The sequence below is a fragment of the Pseudomonas sp. MF6394 genome (assembly GCF_002018845.1).
Classification (GTDB): Bacteria; Pseudomonadota; Gammaproteobacteria; order Pseudomonadales; family Pseudomonadaceae; genus Aquipseudomonas; species Aquipseudomonas lactis.
On record NZ_MVOJ01000003.1, the window covers coordinates 179393 to 197578 of the forward strand.

Consider the following 18186-nt stretch of genomic DNA (forward strand, 5'->3'; position numbering starts at 1 on the left):
TCACCATTATAAGAACACCGCCTATGACCCTTAGCACCGACCTGTTTGGCCCTTCGCCGGCCCCCGCACAGGTCATCCGTAAACACTATGCAACCGAAATCGCGGTTGAGCGCACGCGCCTGCTCTATCAAGGCTCGTTGCTGCCCACGCTGCTGATGCTGGTCAATGGCCTGGTCTGCGCCTGGTTGCTGTGGAACCCCGATCAGTACCTGCTGGACAGCGTCTGGCTGCTCTGGCTGCTCGCCCTGGTGGCTATGCGCGTGATCCAAGTGGCGGCCTTTGACTCGGCCATGCCCAGCCGGCAGGCCCAGCCCGTGTGGCGGCGTATGTTCATGCTCGGCTCGGCGGTCAGTGGCCTGACCCTCTCCGTTGCGGCCATTGCCTGGGTGCCCACGGACAGCTTCATGCATCAGGCCTGGGTGTTTGGCCTGATTGGCGCCGCCACCTTGTCGGCCAGCGTGGCCTATGCCGTGAGCCTGTGGGCCTACCTGTCGTTTGCCTTGCCGTGCCTGGTGCCGGCCATCGTCTACCTGTTCTGGGATGGCACCCCGCAGCAACAAGGCTGGGGCGTACTCGGCCTGATCCTGCTGGCGTCCCTGAGCCTGGTCGCGTGGCAGGTCAACCGCCTGATCCAGCGCGGGCTGTTGCGCCGTTTCCAGAACCAGGCCCTGATCGAGCATCTACAGCAGGCGCAGCAACGCAGTGAGCAGTTGAATCTGGAGCTGGTGCGCGAAGTCGAGCAGCGCCGCGAGGTGGAGCAGGACTTGCGTGAAGCCCAGGTCGGCCTGCAAGACCGTGTGGCGCAACGCAGCCAGCAATTGGATGCTGCCAGCCTCGCCTTGAGTAAAAGCGAAGCGCGTCTGGCCATGGCCCTGCAAGCCAGTGAACTGGGCCTGTGGGACTGGAACCTGCAAACCGACGAGGTCCACCACACACAACTCAAAGAGTTGTTTGGCCTGGAGCCCGAATACGTCACGGCGATGCTCAGCCACCTCAAACCGCGCCTGCACCCCGACGATCTGCCCTTGCTCAAGCACGCGCTGGTCGAGCATCTCAAAGGCCGCAGCGAGGACTATCAGGTGGAATACCGGATACGTCATGGCGACGGGCATTGGGTGTGGATCCAAGACCGCGGGCGCGCCGTGGAGCGCACGCCCAGTGGCCGAGTCATCCGTATGCTCGGCACGCGCCGTGACATCAGTGCCGCCAAGGCGGTGGAAGAGCAGCAGCGCCTGGCCGCGACGGTGTTCGAGGCGGCCAGCGAAGGCATTGTGATCCTCGACCCGAACTACGCGCTGATCGCCGTGAACCAGGCGTTCAGCCGCGTCACCGGTTTTGACATCGACGACATGCTTGGCCGCAACGTCGTGGAACTGCCCAGCAGTCGCGATGCGCGGCGGCACTTCCCGCTGATCCGCCAGGCATTGCTCAGCCACGGCACGTGGCAGGGCGAATTGGTGGAGACGCGCAAGAACGGCGAACTGTACCCGCAGTGGCTACAGCTGAACGTGGTGCGCGATGTGCGGGGGAACGTCAGTCATATCGTAGGGTTCTTCGCCGATCTGTCGGCGCGGCGCGAGTCTGAAGAGCGTATGCGCTACCTCACTCACTACGACGAGTTAACCGGCCTGGCCAACCGTTCGCTGTTTCGCGAACGGCTGCGCGAAGCTCACCAGCGCGTGCGCCAAGGCGGTCGCAGCCTCGCGCTGCTGCATATCAACCTCGACCGCTTCAAATTGCTCAATGACAGCCTGGGCCATGAAGTGGCTGACCAACTGCTGCAGAAAATGGCACGGCGCTTGATCAACGCGCTGCCGGAGGCCGACACCATCGCGCGCCTGTCCGGGGATGAGTTCGCCGTGCTGTTCGACGCCTATGGCAACCTATCGAGCCTGGCGCGGGTGGCGACCCGGCTGCTGGCGAAATTGCGCGTGCCGGTGAATGTGGAGGGGCATGAACTGGTGGTCAGCGCCTCGATGGGCGTCAGCCTGTTGCCGGATAACGCGCGGGAAATTTCTGCGCTGGTCAGCCAAGCGAATATGGCGATGCAGCATGCCAAGCACTTGGGCGGGAATAATTTCCAGTTCTTCACCGACAGCCTGCAAGCCAGCACCCTGGAGCGTTTGCAGCTGGAAAACCACCTGCGCAAAGCCATCGACGAGCGTCAGCTCACGGTGTTCTACCAACCCAAGCTGTGCCTGGCCACTGGCAAGCTGAAGGCTGCCGAGGCGTTGGTCCGCTGGGAGCATCCGCAGTGGGGCATGGTGCCGCCGGGTGACTTTATCGGTTTGGCGGAAGAAACCGGCTTGATTGTGCCGTTGGGCGAATTTGTGCTGCGCCAGGCCTGCTGGCAGGCCTGCGAATGGCAACGCCAGGGGCTGGCGCCGATTCGCGTGTCGGTCAACCTGTCGGTGCATCAGGTGCGCCAGGGCAAGCTGGTCAGCCTGGTGCGCCAAGTGCTGGAAGAAACCGCACTGGACCCGCAGTACCTGGAGCTGGAACTGACCGAAAGCCAGTTGCTCGACAGCGTTGAACACATCATCGCCACCTTCCAGCAATTGCGCGACCTGGGGGTGAAGCTGGCCATCGACGACTTTGGTACCGGTTACTCATCCCTCAGCTACCTCAAGCGCATCCCGGTGGACTACGTAAAGATCGACCAGGCCTTTATTCGCGGGCTTGGTCAGGGACGCGAGGATGCGGCCATCACCCGTGCGATCATCGCCATGGCGCACGGGTTGGCGCTCAAGGTAGTGGCCGAAGGCGTGGAGGATCAGCAGCAGCTGGATTTCCTGCGCGGCGAGCAGTGTGACGAGGTACAGGGTTACCTGATCAGCCCGCCCATGCGGGCTGAAGGGCTGGCGGATTTGTTACGTAAAAATGCAGATTTTTCTTAACGCAGCGTAGGCCGCCTTTATGGCTACATAGCGCCTGCCCGCTGAATCAGGGGGGAGCGGGGCGATTTAGTGATGCATCGGACGGGCAAAACGACAATTCTTGTAGTATAACTACAAGCTTGCTACATCCCTGGCGTCTGCCAATAACAAGAGTCCTGCCCTTTGAACCTGTTGCAACATATCGCCCAGTCGCGCCACCTGTTACGCAAATCGGAACTCAAGGTTGCCGATCATGTGCTGCTTGACCCTGCGGCCGTGATGCACAGTTCCATGGCCGACCTGGCCCACAGCGTGGGCATCAGTGAGCCGACCATCGTGCGCTTCTGCCGCGCCATTGGTTGCTCCGGGTTTCAGGATCTGAAACTCAAGCTGGCGCAAAGCCTGGCTGCCGGTGCCAGCTTCGGCCAGTTTGCGATCCATGAAGACGACTCCGTCGCCGACTACAGCCTGAAAATCTTCGACACCACCTTGCACACCCTGATGGAAGTGCGTGAGAAGCTCGACCCGGTGGAGCTGCAAAAGGCCGTGACCGCAATGTCCCAGGCCCAGCGCGTGGAGTTCTACGGCTTTGGCGCGTCCGGCGCGGTAGCGGCTGATGCTCAGCACAAGTTCTTCCGCCTGCTGCTGACCGCCGCGGCCTACAGCGACCCGCACATGCAGGCCATGTCGGCGGTGACCTTGAAGCCCACTGACGTGGCCATCTGCATTTCCCAATCGGGTCGCTCCAAAGACCTGCTGATCACCGCCAACCTGGTGCGTGAGAGCGGCGCTTCGCTGATCACCCTGTGCCCGAGCCAGACGCCATTGGCGGAGTTGTCCACGGTGAACCTGGCGATCGACGTGCATGAAGACACCGAAATCTACACGCCGCTGACCTCACGCATTGCCCACCTGGTGGTGATCGACGTGCTGGCGATGGGCGTGGCCATGGCCCGTGGCCCGAGCCTGGTCAACCACCTCAAGAGCGTGAAGCGCAGCTTGCGTAGCCTTCGCCTCTCGCCAAAATCCGTCAAAGCCCTCGACGACTAAGCCCAGGCCATACTTGGTCAAAATGTGGGAGCTGGCTTGCCTGCGATAGCGGTGGGTCAGTTGATAAGGTGGCGACTGGCAGGCTGCTATCGCAGCATAGGTATCTACACATCTTTGGTGTGACGCTGGACCTGTGGCGAGGGAGCTTGCTCCCGTGACGGACTGACAGCCGACGCTGATCTAACTGACACGCCACGATCCAAATGTGGGAGCTGGCTTGCCTGCGAAGACGGTCTGACAGCCGACGCTGGTGTACCGAGTACATATCCATTTCTGCGGTAACGGCCACTTAGGGTTCCGCCCTGACGGTGGCTCACTTTGCAAAAGCGGCAAAGTAAGCAAAACGCTCTTGCCCCACCACTCGGCACCTCGCTTGGGCTCGGTGTGCCCGAACGCAGACTTGAATCCGTGGGCCGCCGCCACGCGCCATCCATGGCGCGGGGCGGCTAACCCGGCGTCCTGCCGGGTTACCCACGAATTCAAGCCTGCGTTCGGCCAGCGTGGTTTAACGGGGCGCCTGAGATCAAAATCAAAAGCAGATCAAGAGCAGATCAAGAGCAGATCAAGAGCGACTCGCTTCGCATCGTGGTTACCGTCTGCTGTTACAACCCACAAGTTGTGTAGATACCTATGGCTATCGCAGGCAAGCCAGCTCCCACATGGTTTTGCGCCAGCTTCGCAAGATTCATCATCCTGTAACCCCCGCGCCGCCAAACCGTCATCCCCCACGCCCATCCTGTACTCCCCGTACTCGCATTGGGAGACTCCAAATGACCCGGCCCTACGAAGACAGCAACAGCACCGTCAAGACCCGTCGTCAGCAGGAAGACCAGCGCCGCATGGCGTTCCGTCGCGCCATCGAAGACCGTTGCGAGGAGCGCCAGTTGCTCCAGAGCATCAGCGACTACCCGGAACTGCATTGGCAGGCACCCGTGGCTGCCCAGCGAAACGCTCAGCCAGCGCGCTGATCTGCACCCGTTCGCTGCGAATAAAGCCCAGGAACGCATGGGCCACCGGTGACAGGCGTTTAGCCTTGGCCTGCACCAGGCACCAACTGCGGTACAGCGGCAGTTCTTCTACCGGCAGCTCCTTGAGCCCGCCGGTGGCCAGCTCCAGGTTCAAGGCGTGGCGCGTCAGCAGGGCCACGCCCAACCCTGCCGCCACGCACTCACGCTGTGCCTCCGCCGAGGCCACTTCCACCGTCTGGGTGAAGTGCACGCGTTTTTCCTTGAAGTACTCTTCGCAGGCCAGCCGCGTGCCAGAGCCCGGTTCGCGGATGAGCAGGGTGTAAGGCTCCAGGTCCTGCAGGCGCAGCGGCCCTTGCAGGCTCAGGGGATGATCCGGCAATGCCACGGCCACAATCGGGTTGTTGAGAAACGGCAAGAACTCCAGGCCCATGTCCTGAGGTACCATGGACATGATCACCAAGTCGTCGCGGTTGTCCGAGAGCCTACGGATCACCTGGGCACGGTTGACCACCGTGAGCTGCAATTGCACTTCCGGATGCTGGCGCTTGAAGGCGGCGAACAGATGCGGCACGAAATACTTGGCGCTGGATTCCACCGCCAGTTTCAGTTGGCCTTGCAGTGAACCCTGCATGTCCGACAGCTGCATATCGAGGTTTTCCAGGCGCCCGAAAATATCGCGGCTGGCCCGTTGCAGGGCTTCGGCAGCCTCGGTCATGTAGAGCTTTTTGCCAACATAGTCGAACAGCGGCTGACCGATCAGCTCTTCCAACTGACGAATTTGCAGGCTGACCGCCGGTTGGGTGAGGGACATTTCCTCGGCGGCACGGCTGTAGGAACGCAAATCACACACTTCATTGAAGATCTGCAATTGACGCAATGTCATACGCATCAATGACTTACGCATTTTATAAGCCCTTAGCTCCCCGGTCGTCCGGCCAACTATAAGTCTTTACTTATACACAACCCAATAATTATTGATTTTTGTTAATTCTCCTGTGCGCATAGTGTGTGTCTCGCGACTGTCATGAAACATTTGGTCACGCACCGGCCCGGCTGCAACGGGTCGAAGCACGCAAATCGGCTCAAGGGAATTTCCAAGTGATAAAAAAGATCCTGATCGCCAACCGTGGTGAAATTGCCGTACGAATCGTGCGTGCCTGCGCCGAGATGGGCATTCGCTCGGTCGCGGTTTATTCGGACGCCGACCGCCACGCGTTGCACGTCAAGCGTGCCGACGAAGCCCACAGCATCGGTGCCGAGCCACTGGCCGGTTACCTGAACCCGCGCAAGCTGGTGAACCTGGCGGTGGAAACCGGTTGCGATGCGCTGCACCCCGGCTACGGCTTCCTGTCGGAAAACGCCGAGTTGGCAGACATCTGTGCCGAGCGCGGCATCAAGTTTATCGGCCCCTCGGCAGAAGTGATTCGCCGCATGGGCGACAAGACCGAAGCGCGCCGCAGCATGATCAAGGCCGGTGTGCCGGTTACGCCGGGCACCGAAGGCAACGTCGCCGACATCCATGAAGCCCTCACCGAAGGCGACCGCATCGGTTACCCGGTGATGCTCAAGGCCACCTCCGGTGGCGGCGGGCGTGGCATTCGTCGTTGCAACAGCCGCGAAGAACTCGAACAAGCCTTCCCCCGCGTGATTTCCGAAGCCACCAAGGCCTTCGGTTCGGCGGAAGTGTTCCTGGAAAAATGCATCGTCAATCCCAAGCACATCGAGGCGCAGATCCTTGGTGACAGCTTTGGCAACGTGGTGCACCTGTTCGAGCGTGATTGCTCGATCCAGCGTCGCAACCAGAAGCTGATCGAAATCGCCCCTAGCCCGCAACTCACCCCGGAACAGCGCGCCTACATCGGCGACCTGTCGGTGCGCGCGGCCAAGGCTGTGGGCTACGAGAACGCCGGCACCGTGGAGTTCCTGCTCGCCGAGGGCGAGGTGTACTTCATGGAGATGAACACGCGGGTGCAGGTGGAACACACCATCACCGAAGAAATCACCGGCATCGATATCGTTCGTGAGCAAATCCGCATCGCCTCCGGCCTGCCGTTGTCGGTCAAGCAGGAAGACATCCAGCACCGGGGTTTCGCGTTGCAGTTTCGTATCAACGCCGAAGACCCGAAGAACAACTTCCTGCCAAGCTTCGGCAAGATCACCCGTTACTACGCCCCCGGCGGCCCCGGCGTGCGTACCGACACGGCGATCTACACCGGTTACACCATCCCGCCGTTCTACGACTCCATGTGCCTGAAACTGGTGGTGTGGGCGTTGACCTGGGAAGAAGCCATGGACCGCGGCCTGCGTGCCCTGGACGACATGCGCCTGCAAGGCGTGAAGACCACCGCCGCCTACTACCAGGAAATCCTGCGCAACCCGGAATTCCGTAGCGGCCAGTTCAATACAAGCTTTGTGGAAAGCCACCCTGAGCTGACCAACTACTCGATCAAGCGCAAACCCGAAGAGCTGGCCCTGGCCATCGCCGCCGCCATCGCCGCCCACGCAGGCCTGTGAGGAATATAACAATGAGCAAGAAGATCTTCGTAACCGACACCATCCTGCGCGACGCCCACCAATCGTTGCTGGCCACCCGCATGCGCACCGACGACATGCTGCCGATCTGCGACAAGCTCGACAAAGTTGGCTACTGGTCCCTGGAAGTCTGGGGCGGCGCGACCTTCGACGCCTGTGTGCGCTTTCTCAAGGAAGACCCGTGGGAGCGCCTGCGCCAACTGCGCGCCGCGCTGCCTAACACACGCCTGCAAATGCTGCTGCGCGGCCAGAACCTGCTGGGCTACCGCCATTACAGCGACGACGTGGTCAAAGCCTTCGTGGCCAAGGCGGCGGTCAACGGTATCGACGTGTTCCGCATTTTCGATGCAATGAACGACGTGCGTAACCTGCGCGTGGCCATTGAAGCGGTCAAGGCCGCTGGCAAGCATGCCCAGGGCACCATCGCCTACACCACCAGCCCGGTGCATACCGTGGAAGCGTTCGTGGCCCAGGCCAAGCAATTGGAAGCCATGGGCTGCGACTCCATCGCGATCAAGGACATGGCTGGCCTGCTCACGCCCTACGCCACTGGCGAGCTGGTCAAGGCACTCAAAGCCGAGCAGAACCTGCCGATCTTTATCCACTCCCACGACACCGCCGGCCTGGCCGCGATGTGCCAACTCAAGGCCATCGAAAACGGTGCCGACCATATCGACACGGCCATCTCCAGCTTTGCCTGGGGCACCAGCCATCCGGGCACCGAGTCGATGGTCGCGGCCCTTAAAGGCAGCGAGTTCGACACCGGCCTCGACCTGGAACTGCTGCAAGAGATCGGCCTGTACTTCTACGCCGTGCGCAAGAAGTACCACCAGTTCGAAAGTGAATTCACCGCCGTCGACACCCGTGTGCAAGTCAACCAGGTGCCGGGCGGGATGATCTCCAACCTGGCCAACCAGCTCAAAGAGCAAGGCGCTCTGAACCGCATGAGTGAAGTGCTGGCCGAGATCCCGCGGGTCCGTGAAGACCTCGGCTTCCCGCCACTGGTAACGCCGACCTCGCAGATCGTTGGCACCCAGGCGTTCTTCAACGTGCTGGCTGGCGAGCGCTACAAGACCATCACCAACGAAGTGAAGCTTTACCTGCAAGGCGGTTACGGCAAGGCACCAGGCACGGTGAACGAAAAACTGCGCCGCCAGGCCATCGGCAGCGAAGACGTGATCGACGTGCGCCCGGCGGATTTGCTCAAGCCGGAAATGACCAAGCTGCGCGGCGAAATCGGCGCACTGGCCAAGTCCGAAGAAGACGTGCTGACCTACGCCATGTTCCCGGACATCGGGCGCAAGTTCCTCGAAGAGCGCGACGCAGGCACCTTGGCTCCTGAAGTGCTGTTGCCGATCCCCGAAGCGGGCGGCGTGGCCCGTGCTGGCGGCGAAGGCGTACCGACCGAATTCGTTATCGATGTGCACGGCGAAAGCTACCGCGTGGATATCACCGGTGTCGGCGTGAAGGCCGAAGGCAAGCGCCACTTCTACCTGTCCATCGACGGCATGCCGGAAGAAGTGGTGTTCGAACCGCTCAACGAGTTTGTCAGCAGCGGCGGCAGCAAGCGCAAGCACGCGACCGAACCGGGCCATGTCAGCACGGCGATGCCGGGCAATATCGTTGATGTGCTGGTCAAGGTCGGCGATGTGGTCAAGGCCGGCCAGGCCGTGCTGATTACCGAAGCCATGAAGATGGAAACCGAAGTGCAGGCAGCGATTGCCGGCAAGGTGAGCGCTGTGCATGTGGCCAAGGGCGACCGGGTGAACCCTGGCGAAATCCTGATTGAGATCGAAGGCTGATCACAGCCTTCGAAACTAACGTTTAATCCTCGGGGGGGCAGGTGCTCCCCTTTTTTTTCGCCTGCAATTCAGGCGTTCACGGGCTTAGAAGCTCATTTTCCACTGGCCCATCAGGCCTTGGTCGTGGCCATGGTTGCCGGCTTGGCTGGTATAGGTCAGGCCGACGCTGTGTTGGGTGGACAAGGCAAGGTCCAGGCCCGCTTGCAAGTCAAAGCTATCGCGGTCCAGGGCGGTGCCGGTGATGGTGTAACCGTCGATCAGACCCGGCGCATAGCGCGAGGTTTGGCGGACCTGGCTGTTGACGTCGCCGTAGAGGTGTTTCCAGCTCGTGCTGAGGTGGGGCGTGAGGCTCATGTTGTTGTCGAAGCGATACAGCGTTGCCAGGCGCAGGCCAAAGGTGCTGTTCAGGTTTCGCTGGGTTTGTGGGCCGACGTTCAATGCGGTCACGCCGCCGCTCTCTTTGAAACGGTCGCGCTGATAGCGTTGGTAGCCGAGGCCGACGAAGGGTTCGACAGTGGAATCACCGCTGCCCAATTGATAGCCCAGTTCGGAGAACAGGGTCTGGCTGCTGGCGTTGTATTTGCTTTTGAGCGAGTCGTGGTAATTGAGCAGGCTGACGCTGCGTTTGTTCTGCCCGGCATGGTTGCTGTAGATCGCCCCCAGGCGCAGGGCGAAGGGGCCGTCCTGGCGCACGGCGTAGCCGCCCAAGTGCCAGCTGTCCAGGTCGGCGGCATAACGCGGGGCATCGAAGCGGCTAGAGGTCTTGGCGCCCATGACACCCACCCGCCAGGCATGGTCGACCGCCCAGTCGGCGCCCAGCAACAGGCCTTGGGTATCGTGTTTCAAGCCGGCGCTACCGTGTTGTGCGTCTAGGCTGCCGCCGTTGCCCAGGCCTTGCACCCAGAAGTGGCCGTCGTCGTCAGTAGGCAGTGTGCGCAGAGTGGCCAGCAATTGGCGGCTCAGGTGCTGGGTGGTGGCCTGGGTTGCGGTGGCCAGGTTGGCGTTTTGGCTGGCGGCCAGTTGCTCAAGGGCTGCACCGATCCCTCCGGGTTGTTTGCTCAATTGTTCGAGCGATTTTTGCAGGTCCTTGAGGTCTTCCGCGTCCAACTCGCCGGAGGCCACCAGTTGAATCACTGCCGGCTCCAGCACCTGGGCGACTTGCAGGCCGTTGTGCGAAGTGGCCTGCTGAGTGAGGAACCCGTCGAAGGGCGGTGGAATGGGCGGCGCTTCGAACTGGGGTATAAATACTCCGCTATAGTCGGCGGCGTCATAGGGATAGCTGCCGTAAGGCTTGTATTCAATATCGCCTCGCGCATGGGCTGGCTGAAAACTTGCGGCCACTGCCAAGCTGATGACGATTGCGATTCTTTGAAGTGTAAAGGGCATGAATTCCCAACCTCTGATGAATGAGGCCGGGAATTTAGGCGAGGCGCGGGGGGATAACTGTCAGCCTATCGACCGCTGATGTGCGGGAGTTGTCTCTAGTACGGTGCGATTAAAAACTCATCTGCCATTGGCCGGTCAGCGCATGGTTGCGGCTGTTGCTGCCCACTTCGCCGGTATAGCCCAGGCCCAGGCGATGGCGGGCGGATAAGCCTACGTCCAGGCCCGCTTCGAGCAACAGGCTGTCGCGGTCCAGGGCGCTGCCTTGCACATTGAAGGCGGTGCCACCGGCCAGGAAAGCCTGGCGTGTGGTGCTGTCGACATCGCCATAGGTGTGCTTCCAGCCAAGGCTGGCGCGGGGTGTGAGGCTGACGCCGTTGTCCAGCTGGCTCAGGTGCGCCAAGCGCAGGCCGAAGGTGCTGCTGAAGTTGTCCTGGGTCTGGCCCTCGACATGCAGTGCAGCGGCGCCGCCTTTTTCGTTATAGCCGTCGCGCTGGTAGCGCTGGTAGCCGAGGTTGGCGAACGGTTCTGCGCTCAAGCGACCGCTGCCCAGGGCGTAGCCCAGTTCCGCAAAAGCCTGCTGGCTGTTGGCGTCATAGTCGCCTTTGGGGCGGTCGTTGAAACCGTTGAAGGCCACCGTGCGTTTACTGTCGCCCTGGTGCCCGCTGTAGGCCGCACCCAGGCGCAACGCCAATGGGCCACTCTGGCGCAGGGCATAGACGCCGGCGTGCCAGCTGTCGACGCTGCCGTCCACACCGGTGGTGTCCAGGTCGGTCTTGGAGTAACCGCCCAGCACACCCAGGCGCCAGTCGCTGTCCAGCGCCCAATCGGCGCCGAGCACTGTGCCTTTGGTGCGTTGGGTCAAGCCGTTGCTGCCGTGCTCGCCATCAAGCTTGCCGTAGCTGCCGATGCCTTGCAGCCACAGTCGGCCACGGGCGTTCGGGTCATTGAGGTTGCGCACCTCGGCGGGCACGCCGGTGGCGGCCAGTACCGGTGTATCTTTGTCATTGAGCCCCACCAGCAGTCCCGCACCGCCGCCCACCTGGTGCATGGCGGCGAGCATGCTGTTGCCCACTTGCGCACTGGCATTGAGGGTGGCGCTGGTGAGGTTGGCGGTGCTGCTGCCCGCCAGTTGCTCGATAGCGGCACCGGCTGTGCCGGTGGTGGTATTGAGCAGGGCGTTGTACAGCGGATTGTTCGTGCCCAGGCCCGCCAGGCTGCTGGCGGCGCTGGCACCGTTGGCGGTGCTGGCGAACTGGTTGAAGGCGATGTCGTTACGGGTGTACGTAAGGCCGACCTGAGTGGCGCTGTAATCCAGGGTTGGGGTCAGGAAGGCGTAGTCGCTGGTGACCTTGCCAAACGTGCCGTTGATGCTACCGGCTTGCAGCACGCTGTAATGGCTTTGCCAGGGGTAGGTGCCTTCGCCGGGGTTGACCGCCAGGGTCGCCCCATTAAGGTAAGCGGTGCCGCCGACCTTGATCGGTGCGCTACTGCCGTCGGCGTTGACGCCATAGGCGAGGGTCGAGCCGCTGCCCATGCGCAAGTCACGGCTGATGATGGCGGTGCCCAATACGGTGTTGGTCTGCAGAGTGCCGTTGACCAGCAGGCTGCCCACCGAGCCGCCGCCGGCATACACACCGCCTGCGTCGACCGTCACGTTACCGGCAATGCCGCCTTGGTTGACCAGCGTGGCACCGCTGGAAATCTCGCCGCCGTCGCTGAAGTCACCCTGGCCGGTCAACGTCCAGGTGCCTTGCTTGACCTCCAACCGTTCGAGGTTGCGGCTGTCGCCAAAACTGCCACCGGCGACGTCGTCCAGGGTCAGTCGGTCGTAACCGCTGCCGCCGTCCACCCTGCCGATAAAGCGGCTGCCGTTGCGCAAGATCAGCTGGTCATCGCCGCCGCCCAAATCCAGGGCCAGGCCATTACTGCCGCTTATGGTGCCGCTGTTGATGACCGTGTCGGCAAAGTTGCCGACGAACTTCACGCCAAAGCCATCCAGGCCTTCAATCGTGCCGTGGTTCTCCAGGGTGGTGGCCGCGAGCCCCGGCCCGTCGCTGCCGTCGTCCACCAGGATGGCATTGTTGGCACCACTGATCAGCGCGCCTTTGGCGTTGTAGAGAGAGCCACCGCCCAGGGCGATCCCTTCGCTGCCGTTGGCGAAGCCGTTCTTGTCGACACCCCCGGCGCCGACGCCCTGGATAACACCGTAGTTTTCGATATGGGCGATCTTGTCGATGTCCACACCGTCACCGTCGCCATCCGGTTGCAACCCGGAGAACGCGCCGATGATGGTGCCGTGGTTGACCACAGTGCCGTCGCCATCGGAACCAAAGCCCGAGCCGTTGCGGCCGATCACCGTGCCGTAGTTGGTCAGCGTGGCGCCCTCGTCCGTGGTGATGCCATGGCGGCCACCGGAAATCAGGCCGTAATTGGTGACCGTCACGCCGCTGGCGGAGTCGATGTCCACGCCATCGAACTTGTCATCGCGGGAGAAGGTGTCGCCAGTGGAGATCTCGCCGTAGTTAGTGATAGAAGCGTTGGCGCCGGTCTTCATGCCGTCGCTGGCCTCCCCGCGAATCAAGCCACCGGCACGGTTGATGATCGTGGTGGTGACGTTGTTGCTGCGCAGCGCATCCAGGTCCAGCCCTTGGCCGGTGGCCGAACGAAGGGTGCCGCTGTTGTCGATCAGCACGCTGCCGCTGGCAACGTTACTGTTGATGCGCAACGCATCATTGGCGCCTTGGATCACCCCACCGGCAAGGTTGTAAATGCTGTACCTGCGCTCCCCGCTGACACTGCCCGAACTGTCGATACCCCGGCCGCCACTGGAGACCAGCTTACCCGCGTTAGTCACCACCACCCCCGCACTGCGGGTGCCGTCCTTGAGCGTCACTGCTACCCCGGAGGTTGTAATGCTGCCAGGCGCCGACGTGGTCAACGTATCACTGCCACCCAGGGTTTGCCCCTGGGTGGTAGGTGTGTCGATCTGTAGGGTTTTGGCTGCGGCGGCTTCAATGAAACCGCCGCTGGCCAACAGGGTGATGGCGAGCGCGAGGCGTTGAGGAGACGGGGGCATGCTGGACGACCTTGTTATGGCAAGCGAGTCGACTGGTATAGCGCAAGGTCGTTGCAGGAATGTGTCGCAGAGATGACGGTCAAGTCGTATGCATTAAATTGCATATCTCCCGGTCTTTCCCCTCCATATCTGCATTTTAATGCATATATAAAGACGCTCTATGAGTGAGAAATGCACTATATTGCATGTGTCGCTCTCATCACTGCTTAGCAGGTGCACTAAATTGCAGAAAGACACCGCTTACTCTTTGACGCTGCAGATTTTCACCGCCGGGCACTGGCATGATGCTATGCGGCTTGAATTTCCTGAACCGCAACGGGGTTTTGTCGGGCCCTGCAGGTTTCATTACCGCCAGGATTATCTGGCCGATCACCTCGAAGAGATCCAGCAGCCTTTTTGCTACGCGGCCAGTGCCCGGTTCCCGCTGGATTGGGACGTTACGGTGCTCAAGTCAGCCCCCGCTTTTTTGCACGATATTGCGCCAGCCGGCGCAGCCAAGCGCTTTTTGATGCAGCGTCTTGGTCGTGAGAAACCCCAGGCCATCGATGACGACTTGTTCTTGCTGGGGCGCAGTACGCCGGCGCCGATTGGCAACATGCGGATCAAGGAGTCCATCCAAGCCCTGAGCGGTGAAACACCGATGGGATTTGCACGACATGAGGTCGTCAGTCGCGATAGCCGCTTCCTGGAATATGCCTATGAACAAGGTGCTGCCATCGGCGGTGCTACCGGAGCAGGGGGCGAGGCACCGAAATTGTTGATGACCCAAGGCGTAGATGGCTTGCTCTATCCAGACGCGATCCTGAATGACGCTGACGTCGCTCAGCACTGGTTCATCAAGTTCGCGCGCAACCAGGCTACGCAGACTGATCAAGATATCCTGCGAAGTGAGTACCACTATTACCGGGCGCTTGAGTCTCTTGGCATCGAAACGGTCGCCACCCAAGGGCTGGCGCTGGAAGAGGCGACAAAACCCAGCCTGTGGATGCATCGTTTTGATCGCAGGCTGGGTGAGGGCGGTGTTGAACGGCTGGCCGTCGAGTCGATCTATTCCTTGGCCTGTGTGACCACCCCTGGCAGCTACATGGATCATCTGGAGGTGGTGAGGCTGTTGGTCGATCAATGGCGAGCAGTGGGGCAAGGGGACCACATCGCAGATCTGGTCGCAGAGTACCTGCGCCGGGATTTGCTGAATAAAGTGCTGGGTAATTCGGATAACCACGGCCGCAATACATCGATCATCCGCGAGCCCAAGGCGCTGCGCCTTGCCCCCATTTATGATTTGGCACCCATGGTAATGGACGCTGAAGCCGTCACTCGAACCACCAAATGGCCCAAACCCTTGGAAATCGCCGGGGATATCAATTGGCGAGCGGTATGCGAGGCTCTGGCCGACCTCGTCGACCCCGAGCAAAGCTTTGAACGCCTGCGACAAACAGCCGAGCACCTGCGTGCATTACCGGATCTTCTGGTGACCAGTGGCGTGCCCGCTGTGACCTTGAATCACCCCAGCATCCCATTGGGCAAACTGGACCTGCGCCTCAAGCAGTGGGGGTTGAGATGACTACCAGCATGGACGCCCGTGCGTTGTTGATCGACAGCGTCGAACAAGGCTTGGCCGATGGCTCGCTCGAGCTGGGCGCCGCCGTGCGCCGCCTGCGCACCGAAGTGACCGGCCTGCACCAAAGCCAGTTCGCCAGAATGTGCAAGATCTCGGTGCGCACCCTGGTGCATATCGAACATGGCGAGGGCAACCCAACCCTGAAATCGCTGAATGCCGTGTTTCGGCCCTTCGGTTTGCAGATGGGCGTGGTCAAGGTGCGGCGCAACGGGCCCTGACCTTCAACCGCGCCGCACGTAGCCCTTGCCGAAATGCCGCTCCATGCGCGCCTGGATCAATTCCAGCCCCAGGGACATCACCCAATAAATGATCGCCGCCGTCGTGAGCATCTCGATATAGCGGTAGCTTGAACGGCCATAGGACTGCGCCAGGAACATCACTTCCCACACGCCCATCACCGAAATCAGGGAGGAGTCCTTGAGCATCGAGATGAACTGGTTGGTGGCCGGCGGGATGATGGTGCGCATGGCCTGGGGCAGGGTCACGTGCCAGAAGATCGCCCTGTCGCGCATGCCCAGGGCCAGCGCGGCCTCGCGTTGGCCATGGGGCACGCCGAGGATGCCGGCGCGGAAAATCTCGCTCAGGTAGGCGCCGTAGTTCAGCGACAGCGCGATGATCCCGGCGACGATGGCGCCCGGCACCAGCCCCAGTTGCGGCAGGCCCAGGTAGATCAACAGGATCTGGATCAGCAGCGGCGTGCCGCGAAAGAACGAGGCGTAGAAACTGGCGATGCCGAACGCCACCGCACTTTTGGACAGGCGCCCCAGCGCGGTGATAAAGCCCAGCACCGATGAGGCGACAATGGCGCACAGGCACAAGAACAGTGTCAGCGCCGCACCTTGCAGGAAGCCGTTGGGCGCAAGGTGCAGGCCGACCAGGTTGGGCAGCTTGTCGAGGATGATCGAGAACTTCAGGTCAAAGCTCAGGAAGAAACTCGCAAACAGGGCGAACAGTGCCGCCCAGGTCAGGTAAAGCCGTAGGCGAAAACTCATCGGCTGATATCGGCGCCGATCCATTTTTGCGACAGCGCGCTCAAGGTGCCGTCCTGCTTGAGCTGGGCGAAGACCTCACGCACTTTGCTGTCCCACTGCGGGTCGCCTTTCTCGATGGCCACCGAGTTGGGCTCCGAGTACAGCGGCGCACCGGCGAGCTTGAAGCGCTTGTCCTGGCTCAGGCGCGGCTGCGCGGTGACCAGGTTGGTGAGGATCGCGTCCAGGCGCACGCCAGCGCCCAAGCCCAGATCCTGGAACGCCACGTTGTCGGTGTCGTACGGGGCGATCTGCACCTCCTCGAATGGGTACTGCAATTGCGTGTCTTCAGCGCCTTCGATCACCAGGTTCTTGTTCAAGTAGCTTTCGTAGCTGGAGGCGCTGGTGAGGCCGACTTTCTTGCCGCTCAGGTCCCGGGCTTCGTGGATGCGATCGTCCTTGGCATTGACCACGATCACGGCCGGCGAAGCGTAGTACTCCACCGGGAAGTCGAACACCTCGGCGCGTGCTTTGCTAGGGGTCATGGAGCAGATGCAAATGTCGTAGCGCCCGCTCCAGCGGCCGGCGGCGATCACGTCCCAGGACGGGGTTTCCAGGCGCAACTTTACGCCCAGTTTTTGTGCCACGGCCTTGGCCACGTCCACGTCGAAACCGTCGAGCTGGTTCTGGTCATTGAGAAATGAAAACGGCGGATAGCTTTCCATCAGCACGCCGACCAGTTCTTTCTTTTGCTCGACACGATCCAGCGTGGCACCGCCAAAGGCTTGGGTTGAAGCAGCCAACATCGTCAGGCCCAGGGCCAACAGCGGTCTGAATTTCAAAATCGAACACCCGAATAAAAAAGAGGTTGTTATTAACCGAACGGTACGCATTAAATAGTTATAAGAACGACTCTCATAGTGAGTTATTTTCATAAGCATATGAGTAAAAAGCATATGGGCGCAGTAAGCACAGTAATTCTCGATGGCGGCATGGGCCGTGAACTGCAACGCCGTGGCGCGCCGTTCCGCCAGCCGGAATGGTCGGCACTGGCCTTGAGCGAAGCGCCGCAAGCGGTGGAGGCGGTGCATGCGGCCTACATCGACAGTGGCGCCAATGTGATCACCAGCAACAGTTACGCGGTGGTGCCGTTCCACATTGGCGAAGCGCGGTTTGCCGAAGAAGGCCAGGCGCTGGCTGCGTTGGCCGGTGAGTTGGCGCGACGGGCGGTGCGAGCCTCCGGTAAAGCCGTGCAGGTCGCCGGCTCACTGCCGCCGCTGTTTGGCTCTTATCGCCCTGATCTGTTCCAGGCCGAGCGCGTCAGTGAGTTGCTGACCCCGTTGGTGAATGGCCTGGCCCCACATGTCGATCTGTGGCTGGCGGAAACTCAGAGCTCGATCGCTGAAGCACGGGCGATCCAGGCCGGGCTGCCTAAGGATGGCAAGCCGTTCTGGCTGTCGTTTACCTTGAAAGATGAAGACACCGACGAGGTGCCGCGCCTGCGCTCCGGCGAACCGGTGGTGGACGCAGCCGAGGCGGCGGCGCAGCTAGGTGTGCAGGTATTGCTGTTCAACTGCAGCCAGCCGGAAGTGATCGGCGCGGCCATTGATGCGGCGCGGGCAACCTTCGAACGATTGGGTGTAGCGATTCAGATCGGCGCCTACGCCAACGCCTTCCCACCGCAACCCAAGGAAGCCACGGCAAACGATGGTCTGGACCCGTTGCGCGACGACCTCGACCCGCCGGGTTACCTGCACTGGGCGGCCGATTGGCAAGCGCGCGGCGCTAGCCATTTGGGTGGATGCTGCGGCATCGGACCGGAGCATATTGCGGTGCTGGCCCAGCGCCTGGCCCACTGATTCATCGCTGGTCAAAACTGTGGGAGCGGGCTTGCTCGCGAAAACGAT

The 18186-nt window shown here is 61.4% G+C and carries 13 protein-coding genes; 8 read left to right on the top strand and 5 right to left on the bottom strand.

Going from position 1 to position 18186, the window contains the following annotated elements; translation table 11 throughout:
• The first annotated feature begins 23 nt into the window (after nucleotides 1–23).
• From MF6394_RS05370 to MF6394_RS05390, 3 genes are all read left to right on the top strand, one after another.
• Nucleotides 24–2897, top strand: coding sequence for an EAL domain-containing protein (locus MF6394_RS05370; protein WP_078466285.1), 2874 nt, complete (start codon nucleotides 24–26; stop codon nucleotides 2895–2897).
• 162 nt (nucleotides 2898–3059) lie between these two features.
• On the top strand, nucleotides 3060–3926 hold the full coding sequence (hexR, locus tag MF6394_RS05375) for a transcriptional regulator HexR (RefSeq protein WP_003177007.1): 867 nt from the start codon (nucleotides 3060–3062) through the stop codon (nucleotides 3924–3926).
• Between the two features lie 770 nt (nucleotides 3927–4696).
• Nucleotides 4697–4894 carry a PA3496 family putative envelope integrity protein gene (locus tag MF6394_RS05390; protein WP_073526287.1) on the top strand — a complete coding sequence of 66 codons (198 nt, stop codon included), beginning with the start codon at nucleotides 4697–4699 and terminating at the stop codon, nucleotides 4892–4894.
• Here the strand turns inward: MF6394_RS05390 and MF6394_RS05395 are convergent.
• The gene (locus tag MF6394_RS05395) at nucleotides 4824–5798 is read right to left on the bottom strand and encodes a LysR family transcriptional regulator (protein ID WP_032894431.1); all 975 of its coding nucleotides are present in this window, start codon (nucleotides 5796–5798) and stop codon (nucleotides 4824–4826) included. The two genes, MF6394_RS05390 and MF6394_RS05395, sit on opposite strands and share 71 nt — an antisense overlap.
• A 194-nt stretch (nucleotides 5799–5992) precedes the next feature.
• Here MF6394_RS05395 and MF6394_RS05400 point away from each other — a divergent pair, with 194 nt between their 5' ends.
• Nucleotides 5993–7408 carry an acetyl-CoA carboxylase biotin carboxylase subunit gene (locus MF6394_RS05400; protein WP_003195732.1) on the top strand — a complete coding sequence of 472 codons (1416 nt, stop codon included), beginning with the start codon at nucleotides 5993–5995 and terminating at the stop codon, nucleotides 7406–7408.
• Between the two features lie 11 nt (nucleotides 7409–7419).
• Nucleotides 7420–9228, top strand: a complete 1809-nt coding sequence (gene oadA / locus MF6394_RS05405; protein ID WP_003195730.1) for a sodium-extruding oxaloacetate decarboxylase subunit alpha — start codon at nucleotides 7420–7422, stop codon at nucleotides 9226–9228.
• Nucleotides 9229–9312: 84 nt separating this feature from the next.
• On the opposite strand, the gene MF6394_RS05410 is transcribed toward oadA, so the two are convergent.
• Nucleotides 9313–10614: an autotransporter outer membrane beta-barrel domain-containing protein gene (locus MF6394_RS05410; protein WP_078466287.1), complete on the bottom strand. Its 1302-nt coding sequence runs from the start codon at nucleotides 10612–10614 to the stop codon at nucleotides 9313–9315.
• A gap of 109 nt (nucleotides 10615–10723) precedes the next feature.
• Nucleotides 10724–13690 carry an autotransporter outer membrane beta-barrel domain-containing protein gene (locus MF6394_RS05415; protein WP_078466288.1) on the bottom strand — a complete coding sequence of 989 codons (2967 nt, stop codon included), beginning with the start codon at nucleotides 13688–13690 and terminating at the stop codon, nucleotides 10724–10726.
• 223 nt (nucleotides 13691–13913) lie between these two features.
• Between MF6394_RS05415 and MF6394_RS05420 the strand changes: the two genes are divergently transcribed.
• Together MF6394_RS05420 and MF6394_RS05425 are read left to right on the top strand one after the other, a co-directional pair.
• Nucleotides 13914–15254 carry a type II toxin-antitoxin system HipA family toxin gene (locus tag MF6394_RS05420; RefSeq protein ID WP_078466289.1) on the top strand — a complete coding sequence of 447 codons (1341 nt, stop codon included), beginning with the start codon at nucleotides 13914–13916 and terminating at the stop codon, nucleotides 15252–15254.
• Nucleotides 15251–15529 (top strand): helix-turn-helix domain-containing protein, encoded by a 279-nt coding sequence (locus MF6394_RS05425; protein WP_044269982.1) that lies wholly within the window; start codon nucleotides 15251–15253, stop codon nucleotides 15527–15529. Before MF6394_RS05420 ends, MF6394_RS05425 begins: the two co-directional genes overlap by 4 nt.
• Before the next feature lie 3 nt (nucleotides 15530–15532).
• Here the strand turns inward: MF6394_RS05425 and MF6394_RS05430 are convergent, their stop codons facing one another.
• Together MF6394_RS05430 and MF6394_RS05435 are read right to left on the bottom strand one after the other, a co-directional pair.
• Nucleotides 15533–16303 carry an amino acid ABC transporter permease gene (locus MF6394_RS05430; RefSeq protein WP_014720547.1) on the bottom strand — a complete coding sequence of 257 codons (771 nt, stop codon included), beginning with the start codon at nucleotides 16301–16303 and terminating at the stop codon, nucleotides 15533–15535.
• A complete protein-coding gene (locus tag MF6394_RS05435) occupies nucleotides 16300–17121 on the bottom strand; it encodes an ABC transporter substrate-binding protein (protein WP_034134100.1) in 822 nt (273 codons plus the stop codon). The genes MF6394_RS05430 and MF6394_RS05435 overlap by 4 nt, the downstream gene beginning before the upstream one ends.
• Nucleotides 17122–17235: 114 nt before the next feature.
• Here MF6394_RS05435 and MF6394_RS05440 point away from each other — a divergent pair, with 114 nt between their 5' ends.
• Entirely contained in the window at nucleotides 17236–18138 is a 903-nt protein-coding gene (locus tag MF6394_RS05440) for a homocysteine S-methyltransferase family protein (protein ID WP_078466290.1), read from the top strand.
• Nucleotides 18139–18186 lie beyond the last annotated feature (48 nt).

What these genes read in the sequence shown, in the direction of transcription:
- MF6394_RS05370 (WP_078466285.1), top strand. Translation starts at nt 24, where the DNA reads ATGACCCTTAGCACCGACCTGTTTGGCCCTTCGCCGGCCCCCGCACAG.
- MF6394_RS05390 (WP_073526287.1), top strand. Translation starts at nt 4,697, where the DNA reads ATGACCCGGCCCTACGAAGACAGCAACAGCACCGTCAAGACCCGTCGT.
- MF6394_RS05395 (WP_032894431.1), bottom strand. Translation starts at nt 5,798, where the DNA reads ATGCGTAAGTCATTGATGCGTATGACATTGCGTCAATTGCAGATCTTC.
- oadA (WP_003195730.1), top strand. Translation starts at nt 7,420, where the DNA reads ATGAGCAAGAAGATCTTCGTAACCGACACCATCCTGCGCGACGCCCAC.
- MF6394_RS05410 (WP_078466287.1), bottom strand. Translation starts at nt 10,614, where the DNA reads ATGCCCTTTACACTTCAAAGAATCGCAATCGTCATCAGCTTGGCAGTG.
- MF6394_RS05415 (WP_078466288.1), bottom strand. Translation starts at nt 13,690, where the DNA reads ATGCCCCCGTCTCCTCAACGCCTCGCGCTCGCCATCACCCTGTTGGCC.
- MF6394_RS05425 (WP_044269982.1), top strand. Translation starts at nt 15,251, where the DNA reads ATGACTACCAGCATGGACGCCCGTGCGTTGTTGATCGACAGCGTCGAA.
- MF6394_RS05430 (WP_014720547.1), bottom strand. Translation starts at nt 16,303, where the DNA reads ATGAGTTTTCGCCTACGGCTTTACCTGACCTGGGCGGCACTGTTCGCC.
- MF6394_RS05440 (WP_078466290.1), top strand. Translation starts at nt 17,236, where the DNA reads ATGGGCGCAGTAAGCACAGTAATTCTCGATGGCGGCATGGGCCGTGAA.